Raw genomic sequence first — 22,200 nt, forward strand, 5'->3', positions numbered from 1 at the left:
ATATAATTGGTTATTATAGCATGATTCGCTACGCTTGAATATCCTTTTTTGTCGATTCCCATCATATCCCGTCAGTATCGGGCTGACGGTGCGGCCTGTTTTTCAATCATCGCATTTTGCAACGAAAACATTAAGAAAAATTTAAGTTTGCCCCATCATAATGAAGCCAGAAAGTAGAACAGATGGTTCCCGTAAAAATTGGAAAACAGGAAAGGAGAACATAAAGATGAAGAAGTGGATCATTGTAGTGATTTTGATTGTTGTGGTCATCGGGGGAGGGTCGCTTTTCTATGTAAAGAGCAGGGAAAACAGTGCAGACGCAAGCACAAAGACGGTCCAGACGGCCACAGTGGAGAAAGGCGCTTTCCGGCGGCCAGCAGCAGGTGAAAAAGAGCGGCAAATGAGCAGCCGCTCTTTTAGCTGTTTTACATTTACCGGTCCCGGCTTATTACCCACTCATCCTTGGGCCCGTCCAGCTCCATTTTTTGCAATTCCAGCCTCATTTTTTCTGTTTCCAGCAGGAAGTTTTCGTTTTTTAACTTTTCGAGCTCCAGTTCTTTCTCCAAAACTTGTACTCTTATTTTTTCACGCGACTTAAAAAAATTCGTTACAATTGCGACAATCGGCACAGAAAAAATTAAAATGACTGAAATCAATCCGATAAAGTCATCCATTGGCCCACCCCCGGCATATTCTTAAACCCATTATACAATAAGTGCTGCATTCTTTTTACCATTTCCGTCAAAAAAGGGGGCTCCCGCCAGCCTTTTCGGGGCAGCCCTTCAGAAAAACATCCGGAAAATGAGAAAAACCGCCGGGAAAAAATGATTTTCCCAACGGTTTTTTTGTTTTAAAAAGAGCTTTTGGGATTGCTATCAGCCTGTATTCCGGAGCCCTGCGGCGATGCCGTTGATCGTAAGCAGGACCTCCATCAGCAGGTGCCGGGCTTTTTCATCTTTGTTTTCGCGTTCACGCAGTTGCGAAATAAGATAGACCTGGAACAGGTTCAGCGGGTCGACATACGGGTTGCGGAGGCGCACTGATTCTTTAATGTTCGGCGTGTAATCCAGCAACTCTTTTTGGTCCGCAATCTTTAAAACCATTTCCTTCGTCAGTTCATATTCCGCTTTGATCAGGCCGAAAATCCGGCCGGCAACTTCAGGATCTTTCACCAGCCTTGTATATTCTTCAGCCGTGGAAAGCTCCGCCTTGATCAATGCCATTTGCAGGTTATTGATCGTTGCATGGAAGAACGGCCATGATGCATACATTTCCCGAAGCAACTTGAAATTGCCGGTTTCTTCCACATATTTGCTCAGGCCTGTCCCGGCTGCGTACCAGGCGGGAAGGAGCTGGCGGCTTTGCGTCCAGGAAAATACCCACGGAATGGCGCGCAAGTCTTCGAAACGGGCGCTCCCTTTCCGGCTCATCGGGCGGGAGCCGATGTTGAGTTCACCGATCTCATTTAAAGGCGTTGCCTGTTTGAAATAAGACAGGAAGTCAGGGTCGCGGAAGACGAGTTCCTGATATTTTTCAAGCGCATATTCGGAAATTTTATCCATTGCCCTGACAGCTTCTTCGTTTGGCGTTTTGCCATTTTTCTCGTTCTGTTTTTGTTCTGTGATGGCACACATCATCGTGGATGTCGCCTGCTCAAGGCTCCGGTAGGCAATGTCGCGCAGCAAATAGCGCGATGACAGCACTTCACCCTGCTCGGTGATTTTCACGCCGTCGCCAAGTGTAACCGGCGGCTGGGACAAAAGGCTTGAATAAAGCGGGCCGCCGCCGCGTCCGAGTGAACCGCCGCGCCCGTGGAAAAACTTCAGCTTAATGCCGTATTTGGCACCCATTTCGTGGATCTCTTTCTGTGCTTTGTACAGCTGCCAGTTCGCCGTCATCGTGCCGCCGTCTTTGCTGCCGTCGGAATAGCCGAGCATGACTTCCTGCAGATTGCCGCGCACCTTTAAATGGTTGCGGTAAATGGGCATTTGGAAAAGGGTTTCGAGCATTTTCGCGCCGTTCCGCAAGTCTTCGATCGTTTCAAGAAGCGGGGCGATATGGATCTCACTTAAAATTTCGCCGTTCGGGTAGACGCGGTACAGGCCGGCTTCTTTCGCGAGCACGAGCACTTCCAGCACGTCGCTGACCGAATGTGCCATGCTGATCAAATACACCTGGATGGACCGTTCGCCGAATGTTTGGTGGGCGCGTTTGATCATCCGGAATGTGTTGATGACTTCCTGCGTTTCCGGCGTAAACGTATCATAGATTGAAATCATCGGCCGCGGGTCGTTTAAAGCCTTCAGGAGCACCGCGACTTTTTCATTTTCGGGCAGATTTTTATAGTCTTTCGCGATATTGACGTTATAAAGCACCTCGGCAAGTGCCGATTCATGTTCGCCGCTATGGTTGCGGATATCGAGTGATGCTAGGTGGAACCCGAACAATTCGACCTGGCGGATAACTTTGCGGAGCAATTTAATCGGATGCCCGGCCGGATGGTGCTGGTTCACGCTGTCCCGGATCATATACAGATCGGCAAGGAGCTCCTCTGCGGACTGGTAGCCGCCATTGCTTTTTCCCACACATTCCAGTTTATGGATCATAATCGCCAGCTTTCTGCGGTAAATTTCATCTTTTGTCGGCCATAATTTTGCAGCCGGCATTGTATTTTCTTCGCTTTCCACAGACGCAAGCAGGGCATGGCTGGCGCTTACTTTTTTGGCAGAATGGCTGAGCAGCTCCCGGAGTGTGGTAAGCGACTTTTTATATTTTTCCAATACGAGTTCACGCTGCATCTCGAGCGTTTTCCAGGTGATGTCCGCGGTCACGTTCGGGTTCCCGTCCCGGTCGCCGCCGATCCACGATCCGAAATGAAGATAAGAAGGGACTTTAAAACGCTGTCCGTACGATTCGTACAGATAGTCTTCTAGGTCTTCGTGTATGCGCGGCAGCACGTCGAACAGGACATTGTCGAAATAATAAAGCCCGTTTTTCACCTCGTCTAGAACGGACGGTTTCTTCTCGCGGATTTCGGAACTTTGCCATAAAATGGTAATCTCATTCAAAATCGTTTCTTCAATAACTTTTTTCTCATAACGGGTGCTTGCAAATTCGAGCGTTTTTAAAAGGTCTGCAATGCGTTTATGGATTTGCAGAATGGTCCGCCTCGTTGCTTCTGTCGGGTGTGCCGTTATAATCAGCTCAAGCGATAAACTGTTCAGCAGTTCTGCAACCACTTCAGCCGGCACTTTTTCTTTCCGCAGCGTTTCGATGCCATCTTCAAGTGAACGCGGTTGGACCTGGTCTGTATCTTCCGACTGGTACTCCCGCCGGCGCTTAATTCTGAAATTTTGCTCGGTAATATTAAATAATTGCAGATAGGTAGAGAAAGCGCGGATGACTTCCTGCCGTTCTGGCGGATTCAGATCTGTAATTTCTTTTTTTAATTGAAGGTAGAAAGCCTCATCGCCGGTTTCCCTCGCTTTTTGTGCCAGGGAGCGAATATTTTGGATTGTTTTAAGCAATGCTTCGCCGCCTTCAAATAGGATCACTTTATCCAGCAGCCCGGCGAGAAAATCCATGTCTGCCTGCAGGGCCATCCGGGGGGCTTTCTTTTCATCAATTTGATGCAAGGATAATCGCTCCTTTCATTTGGTCAGAAAAATGCACAAAGAAAATGATACTTATTATTATACTTGTAAAATGAAAAAAGTCTAATACTTTATAAAATTAAAAACCAGTAAAGGAACATTTCCCGCATAAAGAGATAAATTAGGGCTTGCTGAATAAGCAAAAGTCCTAGACTTGGTAAGGATACTGACAGCTTTGGCCGAACTTTAAATGCAAGGGTTTTATAAAAAATGCAGGAAAAACTTTGCACTCTAAAGCTGATTCAACATACAGAGAGGACAGAATAAAGCATTTTCGCAGATGCATTCTCCTATGATATTGAGGTAGAGCTTGCTGACAAATCAGATACAAGCCATAATCGGATTCGTTCAGCAAGCCCTAAATTAAGGATAAAACACGAACAATTGAAAGTCAACTGCGAATATCATTCGTGTTTTTACATGGAAAGTACCAGGAATGGAAAGAAAAGAATTGGCATTGAAACCGTTCTCTTCTTCTTTGATAATAAATGAAAGCAGCCGGTATGGAGAGAAAAAAGTGCACTTATATGAAGTTGATTTTATGGTCGGCTTTATTTTGCCCGTCGTACTGGCTGTCCACACGATGTTCATTTTTGGTGCACAATTGAATGGCTGTACAGTTGCGTTTTTGTCGATGTCTGGCGGGCACGCCTCCATGCATGTGAAGCAGATTCTTTTAAGCGGGCAGCACCCGCTTTTTTGGAGGGCAGGCATTCAGGAGCAAAAATGGCAGAGATCAGTTGGGCGGGATCAGCCATTTATTCCTCCATCCGGGGCACTTTGTGAAAATCAGCACAAGAATGAATAACGCTTACATATCTGGCTCTTTCAAATAAAACCATTTGTGAAAAATGTAAACGGATGATTTTGAAAAACCGTCATTTTCCTTTAAAACCGGGCATTTGGGCAGATAAATTTTCAAATTTTCGCCATAAAATATGTGAATCTAATCACAAAAATAGTGGTATACTTACCCATGTGGAATGAAGGAAAATGAACGGAACGATCCATTTCAGCCATAAAAGGGCATGCCGTCCATCTTTTTCACAAACCGCATGGCAGCATTTGCTGCAAAAGTTTAATCGTCCTGCTTTAAAGGAAAAGCAGTATGGAATCCATTAGGAGTTGGCACAATATCCATAGACTGGATAGGGGCCCGCCATGCCGGGCTTGCAAAACTGCTTTCATACAGTGGAAATATTTTTTACTTTTGATGGGGAGGAAGATTATACATGAAAAAAGTCAATCGTATTGCAGTGGTTGGAACGGGTGCAGTTGGTACAAGTTACTGCTACGCCATGATTAATCAGGGTGTTGCAGAAGAGCTTGTTTTAATCGATATTAACGAAGCAAAAGCAGAAGGGGAAGCCATGGACCTGAACCACGGCCTGCCATTTGCGCCTACGCCGACCCGCGTTTGGAAAGGCGATTATTCCGATTGCGGCACTGCCGACCTTGTTGTCATTACGGCAGGTTCCCCGCAAAAACCGGGCGAAACAAGGCTTGATCTTGTTTCCAAAAACGCAAAAATTTTTAAAGGCATGATTAAGAGCATCATGGACAGCGGCTTTAACGGGATTTTTCTTGTTGCCAGCAACCCGGTTGACATTTTGACATATGTAACTTGGAAAGAGTCCGGCCTGCCGAAAGAACATGTTATCGGTTCGGGCACAGTGCTTGACTCCGCGCGTCTCCGCAACTCTTTGAGCGCCCAATTTGGAATTGACCCGCGCAATGTGCATGCTGCGATTATCGGCGAACACGGCGATACGGAACTTCCGGTATGGAGCCATACAAATATCGGTTACGATACGATTGAAAGCTATCTACAAAAAGGAATTATTGACGAAAAGACGTTAGATGACATTTTTGTCAATACGAGAGATGCGGCTTATCATATTATTGAACGAAAAGGGGCCACATTTTACGGCATCGGGATGTCCCTGACCCGGATTACAAGGGCAATCCTGAACAATGAAAACAGCGTATTGACGGTCTCTGCATTTCTTGAAGGCCAATACGGAAACAGCGATGTGTACATTGGCGTTCCGGCCATCATCAATCGCCACGGCATCCGTGAAGTGGTTGAAATCAAACTGAACGAAAAAGAACAGGAACAGTTCAATCATTCTGTAAAAGTGCTAAAAAAAACAATGGCACCGATATTGTAAGCATTTGTGCCGGCCGGGCTTTATGGGAGGCCCGGCTTTTTCTTTGAAAAAAATCCCGGCGCCTGCTTAAGGCGGACTGCCGAAAAAAGTGCCCATGCTTGCCCCGCTTTCCGGGAAAAGCATGGGCCTGTTTTTTGCCGGGGTTAGGAGCGGGCCTGCCATAGGCGGATATAAAAAAGCAGCCTTGAATCGATTCAAGGCTGCTTTTTCTTAATTCAATATGATCACTTTGACCGTACGGCGCCCCCATGCGATGGAAGCTTTTTTGTTCGGCATCAGGACATCGATGATATGGCCCTTAATGGCACCGCCGGTATCGGCTGCGATGGCAACCCCGTATCCTTCAACCCAGACTTTGCTGCCGAGCGGAATGACCGACGGATCGACAGCGATCAATTTCATGTTCGGGTTTTTCTTAATGTTATATCCCAAAGCGGTAATATCCAGCTTCGTATCTTCATGGTTATAAGATGTCGCCGTCACATAAAAGGATTTGCCTTGTGGCGTGCTGTGGCCGGAAGATGCGGTGGATTTGGTTCCGGCCGTTTTCCCGGCACCGGCTTCCGCTGGTTTTTTCGCTTGTGTTTCTGCTGTTTTTTCAGCTTGCGCTTCCGCTGCCTTTTCGGCTTCAGCTTCTCTCGCTTGTTTTGCGAGGGCTTCTTCCCTGGCTTTTGCGGCCGCCTGCTGTGCCTTTATTTCTTTTTGCAGGTTGCTGATTTTCGTATTCAAGTCGGTTTGTTTTTGTTCCGCTTTTGACAGCTCATTTTGAATGCTGTCATACTTCGATTTTAATCCCGACAATGCTTTTTCCTTTTCTTTTAAATTTGTTTGCAGTTTTGCCTGGCTGCTTTTCAAGTTTGCCTGCTCCTGTTCGAGCACTTTTTCCTGGTCTGCAATGGCTTTTTTATCGGCTTCAATTTTCGCAAGGTCCGCTTTTTGCTGATCCAAAAGGCTTGTATCAGCGTTCAGCAGTGTCGCGACTGCACTGACCCGGTTGATCAGGTCGCCAATGCTTTCCGCGTTTAAAATCGTTTCAATCACATAGTCGTATTGGTTGTTTTTTTGCATGGCAACGAGGCGTTTTTTAATCACGCCTTCCCGTGCAGAAACTTGGTCCTCCAGCTTTACGATTTCCTCTTTTTTCTTTTCAATCAAATCTTTTGCTGACTGGATTTTCGCTTCAATTGCTGCGATATTTTCTTTATTTTTCTGAATGGATGATTGCAATGCGTTCCAGTCTTTTTGCAAATTTTCCATTTTGCTTTCGACGGCTTTTTTCTCCGATTCTTTCTTTTGAATGGTTTGCGTATTTTCATCCAATTTTTTCTGTAAGGAACCTTGATCTGTTTCTGCATAGGCATTTAGTTGTGCCGTGCCAACGAATATGGCAAACGCCATAACTGCAATTCGCCTTTTTAAGTGCATAAGACAACTCCCTTCTCCGTACTCTTGTTATAACACAAATAGGCAGAAAGGAAGATTACAATACGATTAAATTCATATTACGAGAATGAAAACGGATTCAATCTATGTGAAAAAGGGAAAAGATAGATTTGGGTGCTTTTTCGGCTAATGATGGGCAGTTATAAGACTTTTGCCTCCAGGCGTATGAAAAGCAGCAAAAAGAAATAAAGCGGGTACAGCGGCAAATCACTGTGCTCAAGCAATGGTCGGATAAAGCATATCGAGAAGTGGGAAAAAGTGATAACATAAAAGAATTCGCGGGGGTAAAGGCAAAGAAAATAGATAAAAAGAAGCAAGGATCAGCTTCTTTTTCAATTCAGACAGGATGGGAAGGAATATTCTGTGCCTTTGTGCCGGTCAAGGATTCTTTTGATGTTTAAGAAGTCCAAAAGTAGTGCTGAGCTTTTCGATAGAAGAGGAAATTTGTATGCTCATATGCGCAGATAAACTCCATAACTTGAAAACGATACACGAAGAATTGCGAAAAAGCGGGGAAAGCGTGTGGAATGCGTTTAGCCGTGGGAAAGAAAAGCAGGAATGGTACTATAGAAAGATTGCAGAAACTATTGCGTTGCACCATTCTTTTCCTTTACTGGAGCAGCTGCAGGCGGAAATAAAGCAGGTTTTTGGACATGAATAAGGTGCAGGGGAAACGGACATTGCCTGTGAAATAACGGACTTGCTGCTTGTAAAACCGCAAAGTGAGGGCACCGGCCTTCATTCATCATATTAACATTACCTGTGCGAAAACGGAGACGCACAGGCTTTTTTGCGTGTGCATGACAGCTCAAGCGGTTGGAAAACATAAAGATACAACAACACTTGGAGGCTGCCAATGAAAAAGGTATGGAGGATTTATGCAACTGATTTGAAAAAAATGACAACAAACTGGGCAGCAAGCCTGATCATTGCCGCCTTGATCATTCTTCCATCATTGTATGCCTGGTTTAACATCAAGGCATCCTGGGACCCATACGGCCACACAAAAGGAATTGCGGTAGCCGTTGTGAATTTGGACCGGGGGACAGCGATCAACGGAAAAAAAGTACACGCCGGGAATGAAGTTATAAAAAAGTTGAAACAAAATAAAGCGCTCGGCTGGAGGTTTGTGCAGGAGAAGGAAGCCGCACGCGGCGTAAAGACCGGAGAATATTATGCGAGCCTGACCATCCCGGAAAATTTTTCGGAAAAACTGGCTTCCATCCTGGGTGATAAGCCGGAGAAACCGGTCATTACTTATACCGTTAATGAAAAAATCAATGCGATTGCGCCTAGAATAACAGGGTCGGGTGCGTCTGCCATTACACAGCAAATTAGTGCGCAATTTGTAAAAACCGTTAGCAAAGCGATTTTTACAATGTTTAATCAAATCGGCATTGAACTTGAAAGGGATTTGCCGGATATTGAAAATTTTAAAGCATGGGTTTTTAGATTGGAGGGAGACATTCCGGAGATTAACCGGATCATCAGGACGGCAGATCGGGATATTACGAAAGCAGACGCAGTAAGAAAACAGGCAGAAAGCGCGATGCCCGATGTCCTGCTGCTTGCAAAACACGGCAAAACCGTCTCAGGGGACATGTCCCGCTTTTTTGGAAACACTGGAAGTTTGCTTGAGCAGACGGATACCGTGATCAAAACCGGACTGGAAGCACTGAATGCCGCCCCTGCAGTCTCGAACCAGGTGAGTATGCTGGCAGACAAAACGAAAATTGCAGAAACAGCGCCAAAAAATACGATAATTTTGCAAAATAGCAAGCAAATCTCTGACGCGTTCAGTGATTTGCTCCGAACCGTTGCTGAAGAAACCGGTTCGGAACATCTTAAGCGTATGGCAGCCCGGTTTATTGCACTCAGCCAATCCTTTCAAAAACAGCAGGACCTAAACGGGAAAATTCTCCAACAGGTCAATAACGGGTTGCTGCCGGAAACATTGCAGGCAGATCTAAAGCAGGAAGCCGGCCGTGCCGGGGCCATCGCCGGCAGCCTGCTTGAAAACGATGGTGCAGCCATCGCCGCGGATTTAAAAACATTTGTGGCACAAGCCGGGCAGGACAGTGCAAAAGCAAACAAGCTGTTTCAAAAATTGGAAGGCAGTCTGCCGGATATCCAGGCGATTCTCCACGATACGAAAACCGGGCTTGCAATCGGGAAAGCAAAATTGAAAACGGCTGAAACGGAACTGCCAGCTGCTGAGAGAAAAATCAGGGAACTGGCTGGTAAAATCCGGGCGTTTGAAAAACAGGGAAATATAGACCGGTGGATTCAACTGCTGAAGAACGATGCACAAGAAGAAAGCGAGTTTTTAAAACAGCCGGTATCGCTGAAGGAAGAAGTTCTATATCCAATCAAAAATTACGGTGCGGGCATGGCTCCGTTTTATACAGTCCTGTCTTTTTGGGTGGGGGCAATGCTATTGGTATCCCTGCTGTCGGTTGAACACCACCATGGCGGCGCATATGCCAGCTGGCAAGTCTATTTCGGCAAGCTGCTCCTGTTTTTAACGATTGCGTTTTTCCAGTCGGCGATAACGGCGGCGGGTGACCTTTTTATTTTACATGTGGATGTGCAGGAAAAAGCCTGGTTTATTTTATTCGGTATCGGGATTGGTGCTGTTTTTACCGTGATGGTCTATACACTCGTTTCTGTTTTTGGCAATGTGGGAAAAGCACTTGGGATTGTCCTGCTTGTCCTGCAAATTTCCGGTTCGGGCGGCACTTTTCCAATCCAGATGGAACCGTCTTTCTTTCAACATATTCATCCGCTCCTGCCATTTACTTACGGAATTGGCTTAATGCGTGAAGCTGTTGGCGGGATGCTGATGGAGGCTGTGATCACAGATATCATTTATCTGGCAGGATTTCTGGCAATTGCGCTTATTTTCGGGACCGCAGCCAAAAAACTGTTCAGCCGTATGACCGAACGTTTTACAAGAAAAGGGAAAGAAAGCGGGCTATTCGAATGAAAAAAGCGGAATAGACAAGAAAAATGAGAAGGAAGACATGAAAAATAAAGTTGGATTATAATAAGAAAGAAGAATATTAGGAGGGGATTGCATTGGCGATTGCCGATATTACCATATTTCCGGTCGGAACGGATTCAACAAGCATCAGCAAATATGTGGCGGAGATTGAGAAGGCGCTGGGAAAAGAACAGGGAAGGGTGAAAATCAAGCTGACCCCGATGAGCACTTTAATAGAAGGGGACATCCATGACCTGTTTGAAATCATTGAAAAACTGCATGAAATCCCTTTTTCAAATGGCGTAAAGCGTGTTGAAACGAATATCCGCATCGACGACCGCAGGGACAAACAGCTCACGATGGAAGGAAAACTGGCCTCCGTCGCCGAAAAACTCGGCCAATAAAAAACCGGCACAAGGCCGGTATGATAAAAGGAGGTTTGGCCAGGCTCTGGGGGAAGCCCGGCCAAATATGGTTTGCTGCAATTCCTTGCCGCTGTCCTAAATGTAAAACATGAAAAAGAAAAACTTGTGAAATGAAAATGATAAAATGATGAGAATTTCCCCGGAAAAAGCAAAAAGCGGACCGGGACCCGCCTTTTGAATCGCTAAAATTTTACCCGTGCAAAAATTTTACACAAACCGCTTCCGGAACCGGGACGTCTTTTTGCAGCAAAGTGAGGATCCCGGTTTCCGGATCGCGGGCGTATAAAACGAGCGTGCCCGATTCTTGGTTTGCGGCAACGACAAATTTTTCGGTCGGGTCAAGCACAAAGTCGCGCGGCCAGCTTCCTTCGGTTGAAGTGTATTCAACAAGGGACAGTTTGCCGTCCGGGCCGGCTGCAAACACGGCAATGCTGTCATGGCCGCGGTTTCCGGCATAAACAAAACGGCCGTCGGAAGAGAGATGGATTGCGCTTCCCTGGCTGTTTTCCGTAAAATCTTCCGGAATCGTTTTGATATACTGGACATCTTTAAACGTGCCGGAAGCTTCGTCAAATTCGAGCACAATCACTTCATTGCTCAATTCTGTCATGCAGTAGGCCAATTTCCGGCCCGGATGAAAGGCAAGATGGCGCGGGCCGCTTCCCGGGCGGACGGAAAGGACGGCTTTTTCCGTTAATATGCCGCCATCATGCGCGTACGTTGTAATCGTATCATTGCCGAGGTCCACCGCGACGACATATTTTTTATCCGGGGTAAAGTCTGCGAAATGGACGTGCGGTTTTTCCTGGCGTTCAGGGTTCGGGCCGGAGCCGGTATGTTCGATAACACTTACTGCCGGCTGCAGGCTGCCGTCTTTGTTTGTCAGATAGGCGCTGACCGTCCCGTTATGGTAGTTGGCGGAGACGACCGTTTTCTTGGCTGAATCCACGCTGACATGGCACGGGGAGGCGCCGCCGGATAACTGGCGGTTCAACTCTGTTAGAGCACCGGTTTCCGCATCAATTGAAAAAGCCGCAACCCCGCCCTGGCTGCCTTCTTTGACAACGGCATACAGATTGCGGTTGTCTGCCGTGATATTAAGATAAGTTGGATTGCCCAGTCTGGCGGCAACTTTCACATCTTCAATTTGCTTTTTTTCTGTATCAAGGGTAAAGGTGTAAATCCCTTCGCTGGCGCCTTTTGTATAGGTGCCGGCATACCCTGTCCATTTTGTCTTTCCCATGGCTGATGCTCCTTCCAATCTGTAATGTGAATATTATAACATAGAAAACGTTTCCCGTTCATTCCGGCGCTTTTCCGTGTATGATGCCATGAGCGGAAACGGCGTGATAAACGGGAAGCATGTTCAAAATTGCCGGCATGCAAGCGAAAATATGGCAAATGTTTCATTTTTGTATCAAAATTGAAAGCGAACTGAAACTTTTTGCCGGAGATGTTTTGATAAAATAAAGTAATCGACAAAATTCTACACATCGCTGCATCCCGGATGCCATATGATAGAGATATAAAAGGCCGTGTGAGGAGGAAAATCATGAAGCCGGAAGACCAGTTTGTCCAAAAATCTTATTATGAAACGTTTATCAAAGAAGGGGAAGAGCGCCATCCGCTTGAAGTGCTCGGGGAAGCGTTCGAAAAAGAAAACGCCCTTGAAAATGCCGATCTTTCCTATATCCGCTTTGCACAAGGGGAAATTTATTTTCATTATAAAGATTACGAAGCGGCCGTTTTTAAATGGGAAAGCATACATAACGACTTTGAACCGTGGGCGCAAAAAAACATGGGGGATGCTTATTTTGAACTCGGCCTCACCAGCATGGCCGAAGAAATTTACAAGTCGGTCCAGACAGACTCCATGGTATTAAAGACGGAGATTGCGCTTCAGCTTATCTCGCTTTATATGGAGGAGCAAAAGCATGAACAGGCTGTCCAGACGATCAAACAAGCGGTCGCCATGAACCCGGACTATCCGAATGTGACGAAAATCGCCCGTGCCTACTTTGAAAAAAACGAAGACTGGATGAATGCGGTTGAACTGGCTGTCAATGAAGCCATCCGTACTGAATCGCTGTTCTGGTTTCAAAATTTAAAGTCGTATATTGAAAATGGGCATACCAAAACGATTGCGCCGGATTATTTTCGGGATGCGCTGTCCGTTTTATACAAGGTGGATCAAATTCAGTTTGAACAACTGGCGGTTGCGTTTTGGCGGTCTTACGAAACGGAGGACGTGTATCTTGGCTGGCTCCGTGAATTTAACGGCCTTTTTGCCGGACTTGAACTCCATTCGCTTGAAACGTGGCACGAGCTGTCTGCCATTTACGAGGAAACCTATCTTTCTTTAATCAGCGGCAGCTATCTGTTAAAACAACTGGCACCGGTGATGCCGGGCATTTTAACGAACTGGCTGCGGATCACGGACCAGGCGCACGCCCTTCAAGCATCCACTGCGGTTCTCGCATGGGGCGATCTTTTTCCGGGCAGCATCGGGCCGCAGCAAATTGCCGATGCGGAAACGATTTTGCATCATGCGGAGCAAACATTGGACCAGCTTGAATATGCGCTCCGGCTCTTTGATTCCATTATGCAATGGGCAAAAAGGAACGGGCTATCTGTCAGCACCCGTTTGAAATGGATGGCGAGGGAGCTGATTGACTTTGATGTCCAGCATATTCTCGTTGCCGGCATGAACGGCAGCGGCAAGACGGCCTTTATCCAGTCGGTGTTGGCCGACCCGCTGCCCGAATGGCCGACACAGTTTGTGATGGCGGTGCGCCATGATGATGAACATGCACTTTCTGTGATCTCGGACAAAGGCATTTCGCCTGTAACGGAAGAGGACAATGCGGCGCCGGAGCCCGGGGACATGCTTGAATGGCGGGGCCCGAGCCGGTTCCTGGAAGAAAATGCGCTTATTTTCATCGATACACCCGGGCTGAACGGGCCGGGGCGGGGAAAAGCATACGAGTATTTGCGTTTTGTTGACGGCGTTTTATTCGTTTTAAATGCAAATGATCCCCTTACAGACAAAGAAGCGGATATGCTGTTGAAAATGAAGGAACAAGTGCCCGGGCTTGCGATTCACTTTTTGCTGTCCAAAATGGATATGATATACAGCAAGCAGGAAGCGGCAGATTTAGTGGAAGAAACAGTACAAAAGGTAAAAACAATTTTTCCGCAGGCAAACTTGCACCCTTATACGTCCAATTATGCATCCCGGGAAGCAGGGCTGGATCTTGCCCGCTTTTTCCGGCAAAATTTCAAGCCGGAAAACCTGGAAGAAAGCCGGATTGACAAACTTTCGCACTGCATCCGGGAATCGATTGCCGATTTGCTGAAACAAAGGTTGCAAAATGAACAGCATCTGGCAGAGTCAATCAACCGGCATGAAGATCTGTACGCAAAATTAAACGGGGCGGCAAACCAGCTTCAGGATGTCATCCATGAACAAACCGAACTGGTACGCTCGTCCTACCACAGTATGACCCAGAAAATCCGCGATGAACTGCAAAACCGGATTCCGGAAATTTTACGGAAAAGCGCCGATTTTATTAAGCCGGACAGTGATTTCCGGAAAATTCATCTTGAATTGAATGAAGAAATGAACAAACGGATCCGGCACTTTTTGCAGACGACCATTTCCCCGAAATACGAGGAACTGGTGGCGGAGTGGATAGAAGCGTCAGAAGGGGAATTGCAGCAAAGCCAGGATTATCTTGATGAAATGGCGGAAGGGTTTAATAAGTTGTACGGGGAAGAGATTCTTGTGCTTGCCTGTGATTTTAAAATTATGGAGGACTGGCGGCGTGATGCGGACCGGATGGCAAACGGAATTCCTTTTGAACCGGTCAATATATTGTTGCGCCATACGCCGCAGCAGGTCCTGTTAAAGAGCGCGGGCAAATTGTTTGGCGTGCTTTCGCAAAACAAAACGATGCTGTATAACCGCTATAAAAAATTTATCGAAAGCAAAGATTATACGGAAATTGCAAACCTTGTCACGAATAAAGTGATGCTGCAATTCGAGCTGTTTGAACAAGGGCTTGAGCGCGATGTCCGCCTGTTCTTTAAAAATCCGGAAACAGTTCTCCGCGAAACCATTGCGGAAACAGAGGCGGCCATTGCCGAAACAAAAGAGATGCTGGAGAATATGAAAGAAAATCCGGAAGTGTATCAGGATCCGCTGAAATTGTTCGAGCTGAAACTCCGCCAGTTTGAATGGATGCAACTCGGGCAGAAAACAGGCGGGAAAGTGTAAGCTTTTCGCAAGGCGGGTGGACGGGGCAGGTACAAGACTTAAGGGGTAAACGGGGCTTGCTGAACGCATGGCTAAAGTGCTGAAAATGGGGTCTGAGTGCTGATTTAGCAAGCCCTCAATAATATAAGATCATAAATGAACCGCCTGGATTCCGCCGGAAATACATGCATGGACCGGTTCCGGAACAAAAAAATTAACCGGCCGGATGTTGCGGAAAGCAGAAGGATGGAAACGGCTTGAAACGGCCGGAAATTGTTGGATGAACAGCGCCCATATGCGGCGCTGTTTTTTCCTGCCCTGTTTTCCCGGAAGCACCGCGGAGCCTGAAGTGTATTAAAAATAAGCCCCCTTCCGGCAAAAACTTGACACATGTTCGCAAATATTCATGCTATTATGTATGATACATTCGTGATACTATTAAGATACAGTTTATACTTAGAAATGGGGTGGCAATTTGAAACGCATTGACCGCATTTACGCGTATCTTGTTGAACAGTCGCAAGGCAAAACGCTTGATGAATGGATCCGTATAGAAGGATTTACGGCTTCGGATATCGCAAAAGACCTTGGCATTTTAAGAAACAATGTCAGTGCCGAGCTGAACAAGCTGCTGCGGCAGAAACGGATTATCAAAATAAAAGGCCGCCCGGTTCATTACTTGGTCAAACAAATCATGGAAGACCTTCTGGGAACGAAATTGCCGGAAGATCAATATGAATATGAAAATATACTTGAAGTGACGGGCCGTTGCCCGGATCCGGGCAACGGCCCGTCTGCGAATCATGATACCGCTTGGGAAACGAATCCCTTTGATGACCTGATCGGTTCGAAAACAAGCCTGAAAGTGCAGGTCGAACAGGCAAAGGCGGCCGTCCTCTATCCCCCGCATGGCCTTCATACGCTCATCGTCGGCCAGACCGGTGTCGGGAAAACGCTGTTTGCCAATTTGATGTTCAATTATGCAAAACTGGCAGCACCGTTTATGGACGAAGACGCCCAGTTTATTGTCTTTAACTGCGCGGACTATGCAAATAACCCGCAGCTGCTCATTTCCCACATTTTCGGGCATATCAAAGGCGCCTTTACGGGTGCGGACAGCGAAAAAGACGGTCTTGTTTCCAAAGCGGACGGCGGCATGCTGTTTCTCGATGAAATCCACCGGCTCCCGCCTGAAGGCCAGGAAATGCTCTTTTACTTTATGGATACGGGGACGTATGCAAAGCTCGGGGAAACCGAACGGAATCGCAACGCCAATGTCCTGATCGTCGGGGCGACAACGGAAGACCCGGAATCTTCTTTGCTGAAAACGTTTGTCCGCCGTATTCCGATTCTGATCCGGATTCCGTCTTTTGAAGAACGACCGGCAATTGACAAGATAGAGATTTTGAAATTTCTGCTTGCCATTGAAGCAAACCGCGTCCAAAAACCGATTAAAATTGATGCGGAATCGATGAAGGCATTAATTGGCAATACGTCATACGGCAACGTCGGGCAGTTGAAATCCAACATACAGCTTGTCTGCGCCAACGGTTTTCTGCACTGCCTGCGCGATGATGTCATCACCATCCATTTTAAAGATCTGCCTTCCGAACTGAAAAACGGTTTCTTCTATTTTAGTAGAAAACGCCAGGAAATCCAGGAGCTTTCTGATTTAATTGATTCATATTTGACGGTTTATCCGGAAGGGGAAAACAAGGCGCTCTTTGAAGAAGACCCATACGAACCGGATTTTAACCTGTACAACATCATCGAGGACAAAGTCAGTTTTATGATGGAACAGGACGTGTCGGATGAAGACATTAACCGGTTTCTGAAGCTGGATATCGATATCCATTTAAACAAGTTTTACAATAAGTTTTCAAGCTATGCGCTGAACCGTGAGAAAATCTTAAAAATTGTCAGTGAAGATATCCTTAATTTCAGCGAAGAAGTGCAGGATATCGTGGAAAAGCGGCTGAAGTGCAAAGTAAATGAACGTTTTTTGCTGGCATTCAGCCTGCATTTGACTTCCTTCCTGAAGCGGGTAAAAAACCAGCAGGTAGCCAATTATACGAATATCGAAAATGTCATCAATGACCGGCCGCAGGAGTATCAGCTGTCACTTGACATCTGCAAAATGATCGGGGAAAAATACCGCGTGCATGTGCCGGTAAAAGAAGCCATGTATTTAACGATTCTACTCACATCCCTTATAGACGAACAAAAGGCCGAGCAGGTGGCGATCCTTGTTGCCGCACACGGGTTCAGCACGGCAAGCAGCATGGTAAGTGTTGTGAAAAGCCTCCTAGGCGAATCGAATGTGGACTGCATCGATATGCCGCTCGATATGGACCCGAAATATGTTTTGGAGGAAATGAAGAGGCGGGTAAAAGAAATTGATATGGGAAAAGGTGTCCTGCTGCTTGTCGATATGGGCTCGCTGACCGGGTTCGGCGATATTATTACACAGGAAACGGGCATCAAAACGCGGACCATCGATATGGTGACAACGGCGCTCGTCATTGAAGCGATCCGCAAAGCGACGATTATGGAGATGGACCTCGACGATATTTATGAGTCGTTAAAGGAATTCCGCGGCTACGGATCTTACCAGATGGAAAGCAAACCGCGGGAAACAGGGAAGCCTGTCAAACCGCAGGCCATTCTTTCCGTCTGTTCAACAGGGGAAGGGACGGCGGAAAAATTAAAGCAGCTGATTACAAGACTGCTCAAAAACATCGGCAAAAACAATATTGCCGTTATCCCGCTGCCGATCAACGAAGTAGAAGAAAAGAAAGAAACGCTGATGCAGAAATATGACATTTTGCTCGCTGTCGGGATTGCCGATCCGAAAGTCCAGGCCCCGTTTGTTCCGCTTGAAGCTTTGTTTATGGGTGACGGGGAAACGCAAGTCACCCATCTCATTCAAAACCACCAGCTGCTGAAACAACCGCCAAGGTCTCCGGCAATGGTGCGGGAAATGACGGAAGAAAGCCTGAATGAATTTTTAACCTTTTTAAACCCAAAGAAAGTGATCGCAGCGATTACGGCGTTTGTCACTTCCCTTGAAAAAATAGCGGAAAGGCCGTTTAACAACGCTTCAAAAATCAATATGAATATTCATATCGGTTGCGCGCTCGAAAGAATGGTCACCCAGTCCGGCCTCATTTACAAAAACGACATCACGCTGGAAAAAGCGGCTAAAATCGAAAAATATAAAAAGGCGGCGCAAATTTTTGAAGACCAGCTGAAATTGAGGCTGTCGGATGATGAACTCTATTATATTGCAGATATGATCGACCATTTATCCGCCGAGCAAACTGCAGCCGTGCAGTAATTCTCACCTGCAAATCGCAGTTTCGCTATTTGCAGGCTTTTTTTTATGCTGGGGAAAAAGACGGAGGGATATCACAGATACAGAATGCACATGCAGGCCAAAAGTATCAAAATGATACGGATATTGCAGAACTTTTTAATACAGTAGTGAAATGAAAAATAAAACCCTTTTTCAATGTGTATTAAATAAACGGTTTGTGTATCATAAACATAAAAGGGATACTGAAAACGCTTATTTAACAAGGGCTGTTTTTTGATACTCAAAAGTTGGCACACATCTTGCATTATAAAAGGCGGAAAGGCAATTTTTTTACGATTGATTATCAGGAGGTGGTCGGATGGCATTGGATATACGGCTTGCGCGCATTGATGATCGTTTGATTCATGGCCAGGTTGCCACAGTTTGGTCGAGGGCAGTTGGGATTGACCGGATTTTAGTGGTCAATGATGAAGCCGCCAATGACGAGCTTCGAAAGCTTTTGTTGAGGCAAGCGACACCACCGAGCATCAAATCACATGTCATCACGAAGCAAAAACTGCTTGAACTTTACCAAAACCGGCTGTTTGACGAAATGAAAGCGATGCTGCTGTTTGTTTCGCCACAGGATGTACTGGAGGTTGTCCGGGCAGGGGTTGGTTTGAAATCGATCAATATCGGCGGCATGCGTTTTACGGAAGGCAAGAAGATGATCACCAATTTTATTTCAGTCAATGAGGATGATGTCCAGGCCTTTGCGAAGCTGGCTGCACTCGGCATCGAATTGGAAATCCGCCAAGTGCCTGCCGACCGGAAAATCGATTTGATGCAGCTGATCAAAAAGGAGAAACTGCTTCATCCATGAATTTTGGTTACAGGTTCTTTAGAACTTATTTATAAGATTGATACTGTAACAATACGAATAGGGAGGTAAGAAGATGGTAGGAATTATCATTGCCAGTCACGGCGATTTCGCCAATGGTGTCTTGCAATCCGGAGAGATGATCTTCGGAAAGCAGGAAAATGTAAAAGCTGTTACATTGATGCCGAGCGAAGGCCCTGATAATGTAAAGGCAAAAATGAAAGAAGCAGTCGCCTCTTTCGACAACCAGGATGAAGTCCTTTTCTTAGTCGATCTTTGGGGCGGAACACCTTTCAACCAGGCCAACAGCTTGTTTGAAGAACACAAAGACAAGTGGGCCATCGTCTCAGGCATGAACTTGCCAATGCTCATTGAAGCATTTGCAGCGCGCGCCACGATGAACAAAGCCCATGACATTGCCGCGCATATTTTAGGCGCAGCGAAAGAAGGCGTGAAAGTAAGGCCTGAAGCATTACAGCCGGCCGCACCTTCCAAGGCTGCCGGGAAACCGTTAACGGTGGGGGCTCCTGGCAAATTTGAATACGTGCTGGCACGGATCGACTCCCGCCTGCTTCACGGGCAAGTCGCAACTGCTTGGACAAAAGCGACACGGCCTACGCGCATTATCGTTGTATCGGATGCGGTAGCGAAGGACGACCTTCGAAAGAAACTGATTCAACAGGCTGCGCCTCCGGGTGTAAAAGCACACGTTGTTCCGATCCGTAAAATGATTGAACTTGCAAAGGATGACCAGCATTTCGGCGGCCAGCGCGCCATGCTCCTTTTTGAAAACCCGCAGGACGTGCTCCGGGCGGTTGAAGGCGGCGTTCCATTGAAAACAATCAACGTCGGTTCCATGGCACACTCGCCGGGCAAAGTCCAGCCAAACAAGGTACTGGCCTTCAGCCAGGACGATGTCGATACTTTCAAGAAACTGAAACAACTTGGTTTGAAATTTGATGTGCGCAAAGTTCCGGGCGATGCAAAAGGCGACATGGACGAAATTCTCAAAAGGGCTCAGGAAGAGCTGAACAAACAAAAATAATCCTGCCCATCAGGAGAAAAGGGAGGACGACTCGTTATGGATTTAAATATTGTCCAAATGATACTAGTCTTTATCGTAGCATTTTTAGCTGGTATGGAAGGGATTTTGGACCAATTCCAGTTCCATCAGCCACTCGTTGCTTGTACGTTAATTGGCCTCGTTACAGGTAACTTGGTGCCATGTATTATCTTAGGCGGTACCCTGCAAATGATCGCTTTGGGCTGGGCAAACATCGGGGCTGCCGTAGCGCCTGATGCTGCGCTTGCATCTGTTGCGTCTGCCATTATCTTAGTTTTAAGCGGCGCAGGCAAAGCCGGTGTATCTTCTGCAATCGCGATTGCCGTCCCGCTTGCGGTTGCCGGCCTTTTATTGACCATCATCGTTCGTACAATTGCAACAGGGATTGTCCACTTAATGGATGCCGCAGCACGGGAAGGAAACATTAGAAAAGTTGAATTTTGGCATATTGTTGCGATTTGCTTGCAAGGGCTGCGTATTGCGATTCCGGCTGTCCTGGTTTTAGCCATTGGCGCAGGGCCAGTGCGTGACTTGTTATCCGCCATGCCAGCTTGGTTGACAGATGGCCTTGCAATCGGCGGGGGAATGGTCGTTGCTGTTGGTTATGCAATGGTCATTAACATGATGGCGACAAGAGAAGTTTGGCCGTTCTTCGCCATTGGGTTCGTTTTGGCAACTGTTTCGCAAATTACCCTTATCGGCCTTGGCGGTATCGGTGTGTCACTTGCACTGATTTATTTGGCGCTCTCCAAACAAGGCGGCTCCGGTAAAGGCGGCGGAAATGCAAACACCGGCGATCCGTTAGGCGATATTATTGACAATTACTAAGAAGGAGGCGGACAGAAAAATGGCACAAGCACTAAAATTATCTAAAAAAGATCGTATTTCTGTATGGTGGCGTTCAACTTTCCTTCAAGGTTCCTGGAACTATGAACGGATGCAAAACGGCGGCTGGGCATATACCATGATTCCGGCCATCAAAAAATTATATAAAACGAAAGAAGACCGTTCTGCTGCCCTGCAGCGCCACTTGGAATTTTTTAACACTCACCCTTATGTCGCTGCACCGATTGTTGGTGTAACTTTAGCGCTTGAAGAAGAACGTGCAAACGGCGCCCCCGTTGACGACACAGCCATTCAAGGTGTGAAAGTCGGGATGATGGGGCCTCTGGCAGGGATCGGGGATCCGGTATTCTGGTTCACGGTCAGGCCAATCCTTGGTGCGTTAGGTGCTTCTCTTGCAATGGACGGCAACATTCTCGGGCCAATTATTTTCTTCGTTGCATGGAACCTCATCCGGATGGGATTCCTGTGGTATACGCAAGAATTCGGCTACAGAGCCGGTTCAAGAATTACGGAGGACTTATCGGGCGGCATTCTTCAGGATATTACAAAAGGCGCATCGATCCTTGGGATGTTTATCCTTGGCGCACTGGTTAACCGGTGGGTATCGATTAAATTTACACCGGTTGTATCAGAAGTAAAACTTTCTAAAGGCGCTTATATTGACTGGGATCATTTGCCTGCCGGAGCGCAAGGGATTAAAACGGCGCTCGAACAGCAAGCTGCCGGCCTCTCACTGGAACCGGTCAAAGTCACGACATTGCAAGACAACCTGGACAGCTTAATTCCGGGCCTTGCCCCATTGCTTTTGACGCTGTTCTGCATGTGGCTCTTGAAAAAGAAAGTGTCTCCGATCGTTATGATTCTTGGATTGTTTGTTGTTGGTATCGTATTCCATTTAATTCACTTAATGTAAGAGAAAAGGCACATGCCCGGGCTTTCTGGCCTGGGCTTTTTTCAAAGAAACCGAAAGCCCCCGGGTTGTATACGGGTTCTGGGTATGTTTTGCTTCAGGCGGTAAAACTTCGTATAATAAGGGAGAGGCCTTCCCTATTATAAAAGCCGCTTTCGGCATTTTGCCTTGGGAGCCGGCCCCGGTTTAGACGGGACGTACAGCCGTTTCACCGGCCAACCAGGCCCCTTTTTGGAAGCGAAGATCCGGAAATCAAGATCAGCTGTATAGATATCA

At 46.8% G+C, this 22,200-nt stretch carries 16 protein-coding genes; 12 read left to right on the forward strand and 4 right to left on the reverse strand.

All coding sequences use genetic code 11. From position 1 onward, the window contains the following. Positions 1-431: 431 nt before the first annotated feature. Both NST20_RS02855 and ppc read right to left on the reverse strand, forming a co-directional pair. The gene (locus tag NST20_RS02855; RefSeq protein ID WP_035189433.1) at positions 432-674 is read right to left on the reverse strand and encodes a hypothetical protein; all 243 of its coding nucleotides are present in this window, start codon (positions 672-674) and stop codon (positions 432-434) included. Positions 675-875: 201 nt separating this feature from the next. Next, positions 876-3,635 carry a phosphoenolpyruvate carboxylase gene (gene ppc / locus NST20_RS02860; protein ID WP_342400026.1) on the reverse strand — a complete coding sequence of 920 codons (2,760 nt, stop codon included), beginning with the start codon at positions 3,633-3,635 and terminating at the stop codon, positions 876-878. A 454-nt stretch (positions 3,636-4,089) separates the two neighbouring features. Here ppc and NST20_RS02865 point away from each other — a divergent pair, with 454 nt between their 5' ends. Beyond that, a complete protein-coding gene (locus tag NST20_RS02865) occupies positions 4,090-4,461 on the forward strand; it encodes a hypothetical protein (protein WP_019722187.1) in 372 nt (123 codons plus the stop codon). Between the two features lie 424 nt (positions 4,462-4,885). After that, positions 4,886-5,824, forward strand: coding sequence for an L-lactate dehydrogenase (locus tag NST20_RS02870; protein ID WP_342400027.1), 939 nt, complete (start codon positions 4,886-4,888; stop codon positions 5,822-5,824). A gap of 210 nt (positions 5,825-6,034) precedes the next feature. On the opposite strand, the gene NST20_RS02875 is transcribed toward NST20_RS02870, so the two are convergent. Continuing rightward, positions 6,035-7,249: a 3D domain-containing protein gene (locus NST20_RS02875; protein ID WP_342400028.1), complete on the reverse strand. Its 1,215-nt coding sequence runs from the start codon at positions 7,247-7,249 to the stop codon at positions 6,035-6,037. Between the two features lie 230 nt (positions 7,250-7,479). Here NST20_RS02875 and NST20_RS02880 point away from each other — a divergent pair, with 230 nt between their 5' ends. The 4 genes from NST20_RS02880 (at position 7,480) to NST20_RS02895 (ending at position 10,654) form a co-directional block, all read left to right on the forward strand. Then, positions 7,480-7,668, forward strand: a complete 189-nt coding sequence (locus NST20_RS02880) for a hypothetical protein (protein WP_026685048.1) — start codon at positions 7,480-7,482, stop codon at positions 7,666-7,668. A 47-nt stretch (positions 7,669-7,715) separates the two neighbouring features. Beyond that, positions 7,716-7,928 (forward strand): hypothetical protein, encoded by a 213-nt coding sequence (locus NST20_RS02885; protein ID WP_342400029.1) that lies wholly within the window; start codon positions 7,716-7,718, stop codon positions 7,926-7,928. 195 nt (positions 7,929-8,123) lie between these two features. Next, complete coding sequence (locus NST20_RS02890; protein ID WP_328004787.1) at positions 8,124-10,253, forward strand: YhgE/Pip domain-containing protein; 2,130 nt, start codon at positions 8,124-8,126, stop codon at positions 10,251-10,253. Between the two features lie 92 nt (positions 10,254-10,345). Beyond that, on the forward strand, positions 10,346-10,654 hold the full coding sequence (locus NST20_RS02895; RefSeq protein ID WP_013858492.1) for an MTH1187 family thiamine-binding protein: 309 nt from the start codon (positions 10,346-10,348) through the stop codon (positions 10,652-10,654). 211 nt (positions 10,655-10,865) lie between these two features. Here NST20_RS02895 and NST20_RS02900 read toward each other — a convergent pair whose 3' ends face one another. Continuing rightward, positions 10,866-11,918 carry a lactonase family protein gene (locus NST20_RS02900; RefSeq protein ID WP_342400030.1) on the reverse strand — a complete coding sequence of 351 codons (1,053 nt, stop codon included), beginning with the start codon at positions 11,916-11,918 and terminating at the stop codon, positions 10,866-10,868. A 309-nt stretch (positions 11,919-12,227) separates the two neighbouring features. On the opposite strand from NST20_RS02900, the gene NST20_RS02905 reads away from it, so the two are divergent. The 6 genes from NST20_RS02905 to NST20_RS02930 all read left to right on the forward strand — a co-directional run bounded on the left by NST20_RS02905 (position 12,228) and on the right by NST20_RS02930 (position 21,927). Further along, on the forward strand, positions 12,228-14,951 hold the full coding sequence (locus NST20_RS02905) for a GTP-binding protein (RefSeq protein WP_342400031.1): 2,724 nt from the start codon (positions 12,228-12,230) through the stop codon (positions 14,949-14,951). Between the two features lie 454 nt (positions 14,952-15,405). Beyond that, entirely contained in the window at positions 15,406-18,267 is a 2,862-nt protein-coding gene (locus NST20_RS02910; protein WP_342400032.1) for a sigma 54-interacting transcriptional regulator, read from the forward strand. 337 nt (positions 18,268-18,604) lie between these two features. Then, entirely contained in the window at positions 18,605-19,108 is a 504-nt protein-coding gene (locus NST20_RS02915) for a PTS sugar transporter subunit IIB (protein ID WP_019722201.1), read from the forward strand. Positions 19,109-19,181: 73 nt separating this feature from the next. Beyond that, complete coding sequence (locus tag NST20_RS02920) at positions 19,182-20,150, forward strand: mannose/fructose/sorbose PTS transporter subunit IIA (RefSeq protein ID WP_342400033.1); 969 nt, start codon at positions 19,182-19,184, stop codon at positions 20,148-20,150. 36 nt (positions 20,151-20,186) lie between these two features. Next, the gene (locus tag NST20_RS02925; RefSeq protein WP_046721214.1) at positions 20,187-20,996 is read left to right on the forward strand and encodes a PTS mannose/fructose/sorbose transporter subunit IIC; all 810 of its coding nucleotides are present in this window, start codon (positions 20,187-20,189) and stop codon (positions 20,994-20,996) included. A gap of 19 nt (positions 20,997-21,015) precedes the next feature. Beyond that, positions 21,016-21,927, forward strand: a complete 912-nt coding sequence (locus tag NST20_RS02930; protein ID WP_342400034.1) for a PTS system mannose/fructose/sorbose family transporter subunit IID — start codon at positions 21,016-21,018, stop codon at positions 21,925-21,927. The last annotated feature ends 273 nt before the right edge of the window (positions 21,928-22,200 follow it).

The organism is Weizmannia sp. FSL W8-0676 (genome assembly GCF_038593015.1).
Classification (GTDB): Bacteria; Bacillota; Bacilli; order Bacillales; family Bacillaceae_C; genus Weizmannia; species Weizmannia coagulans.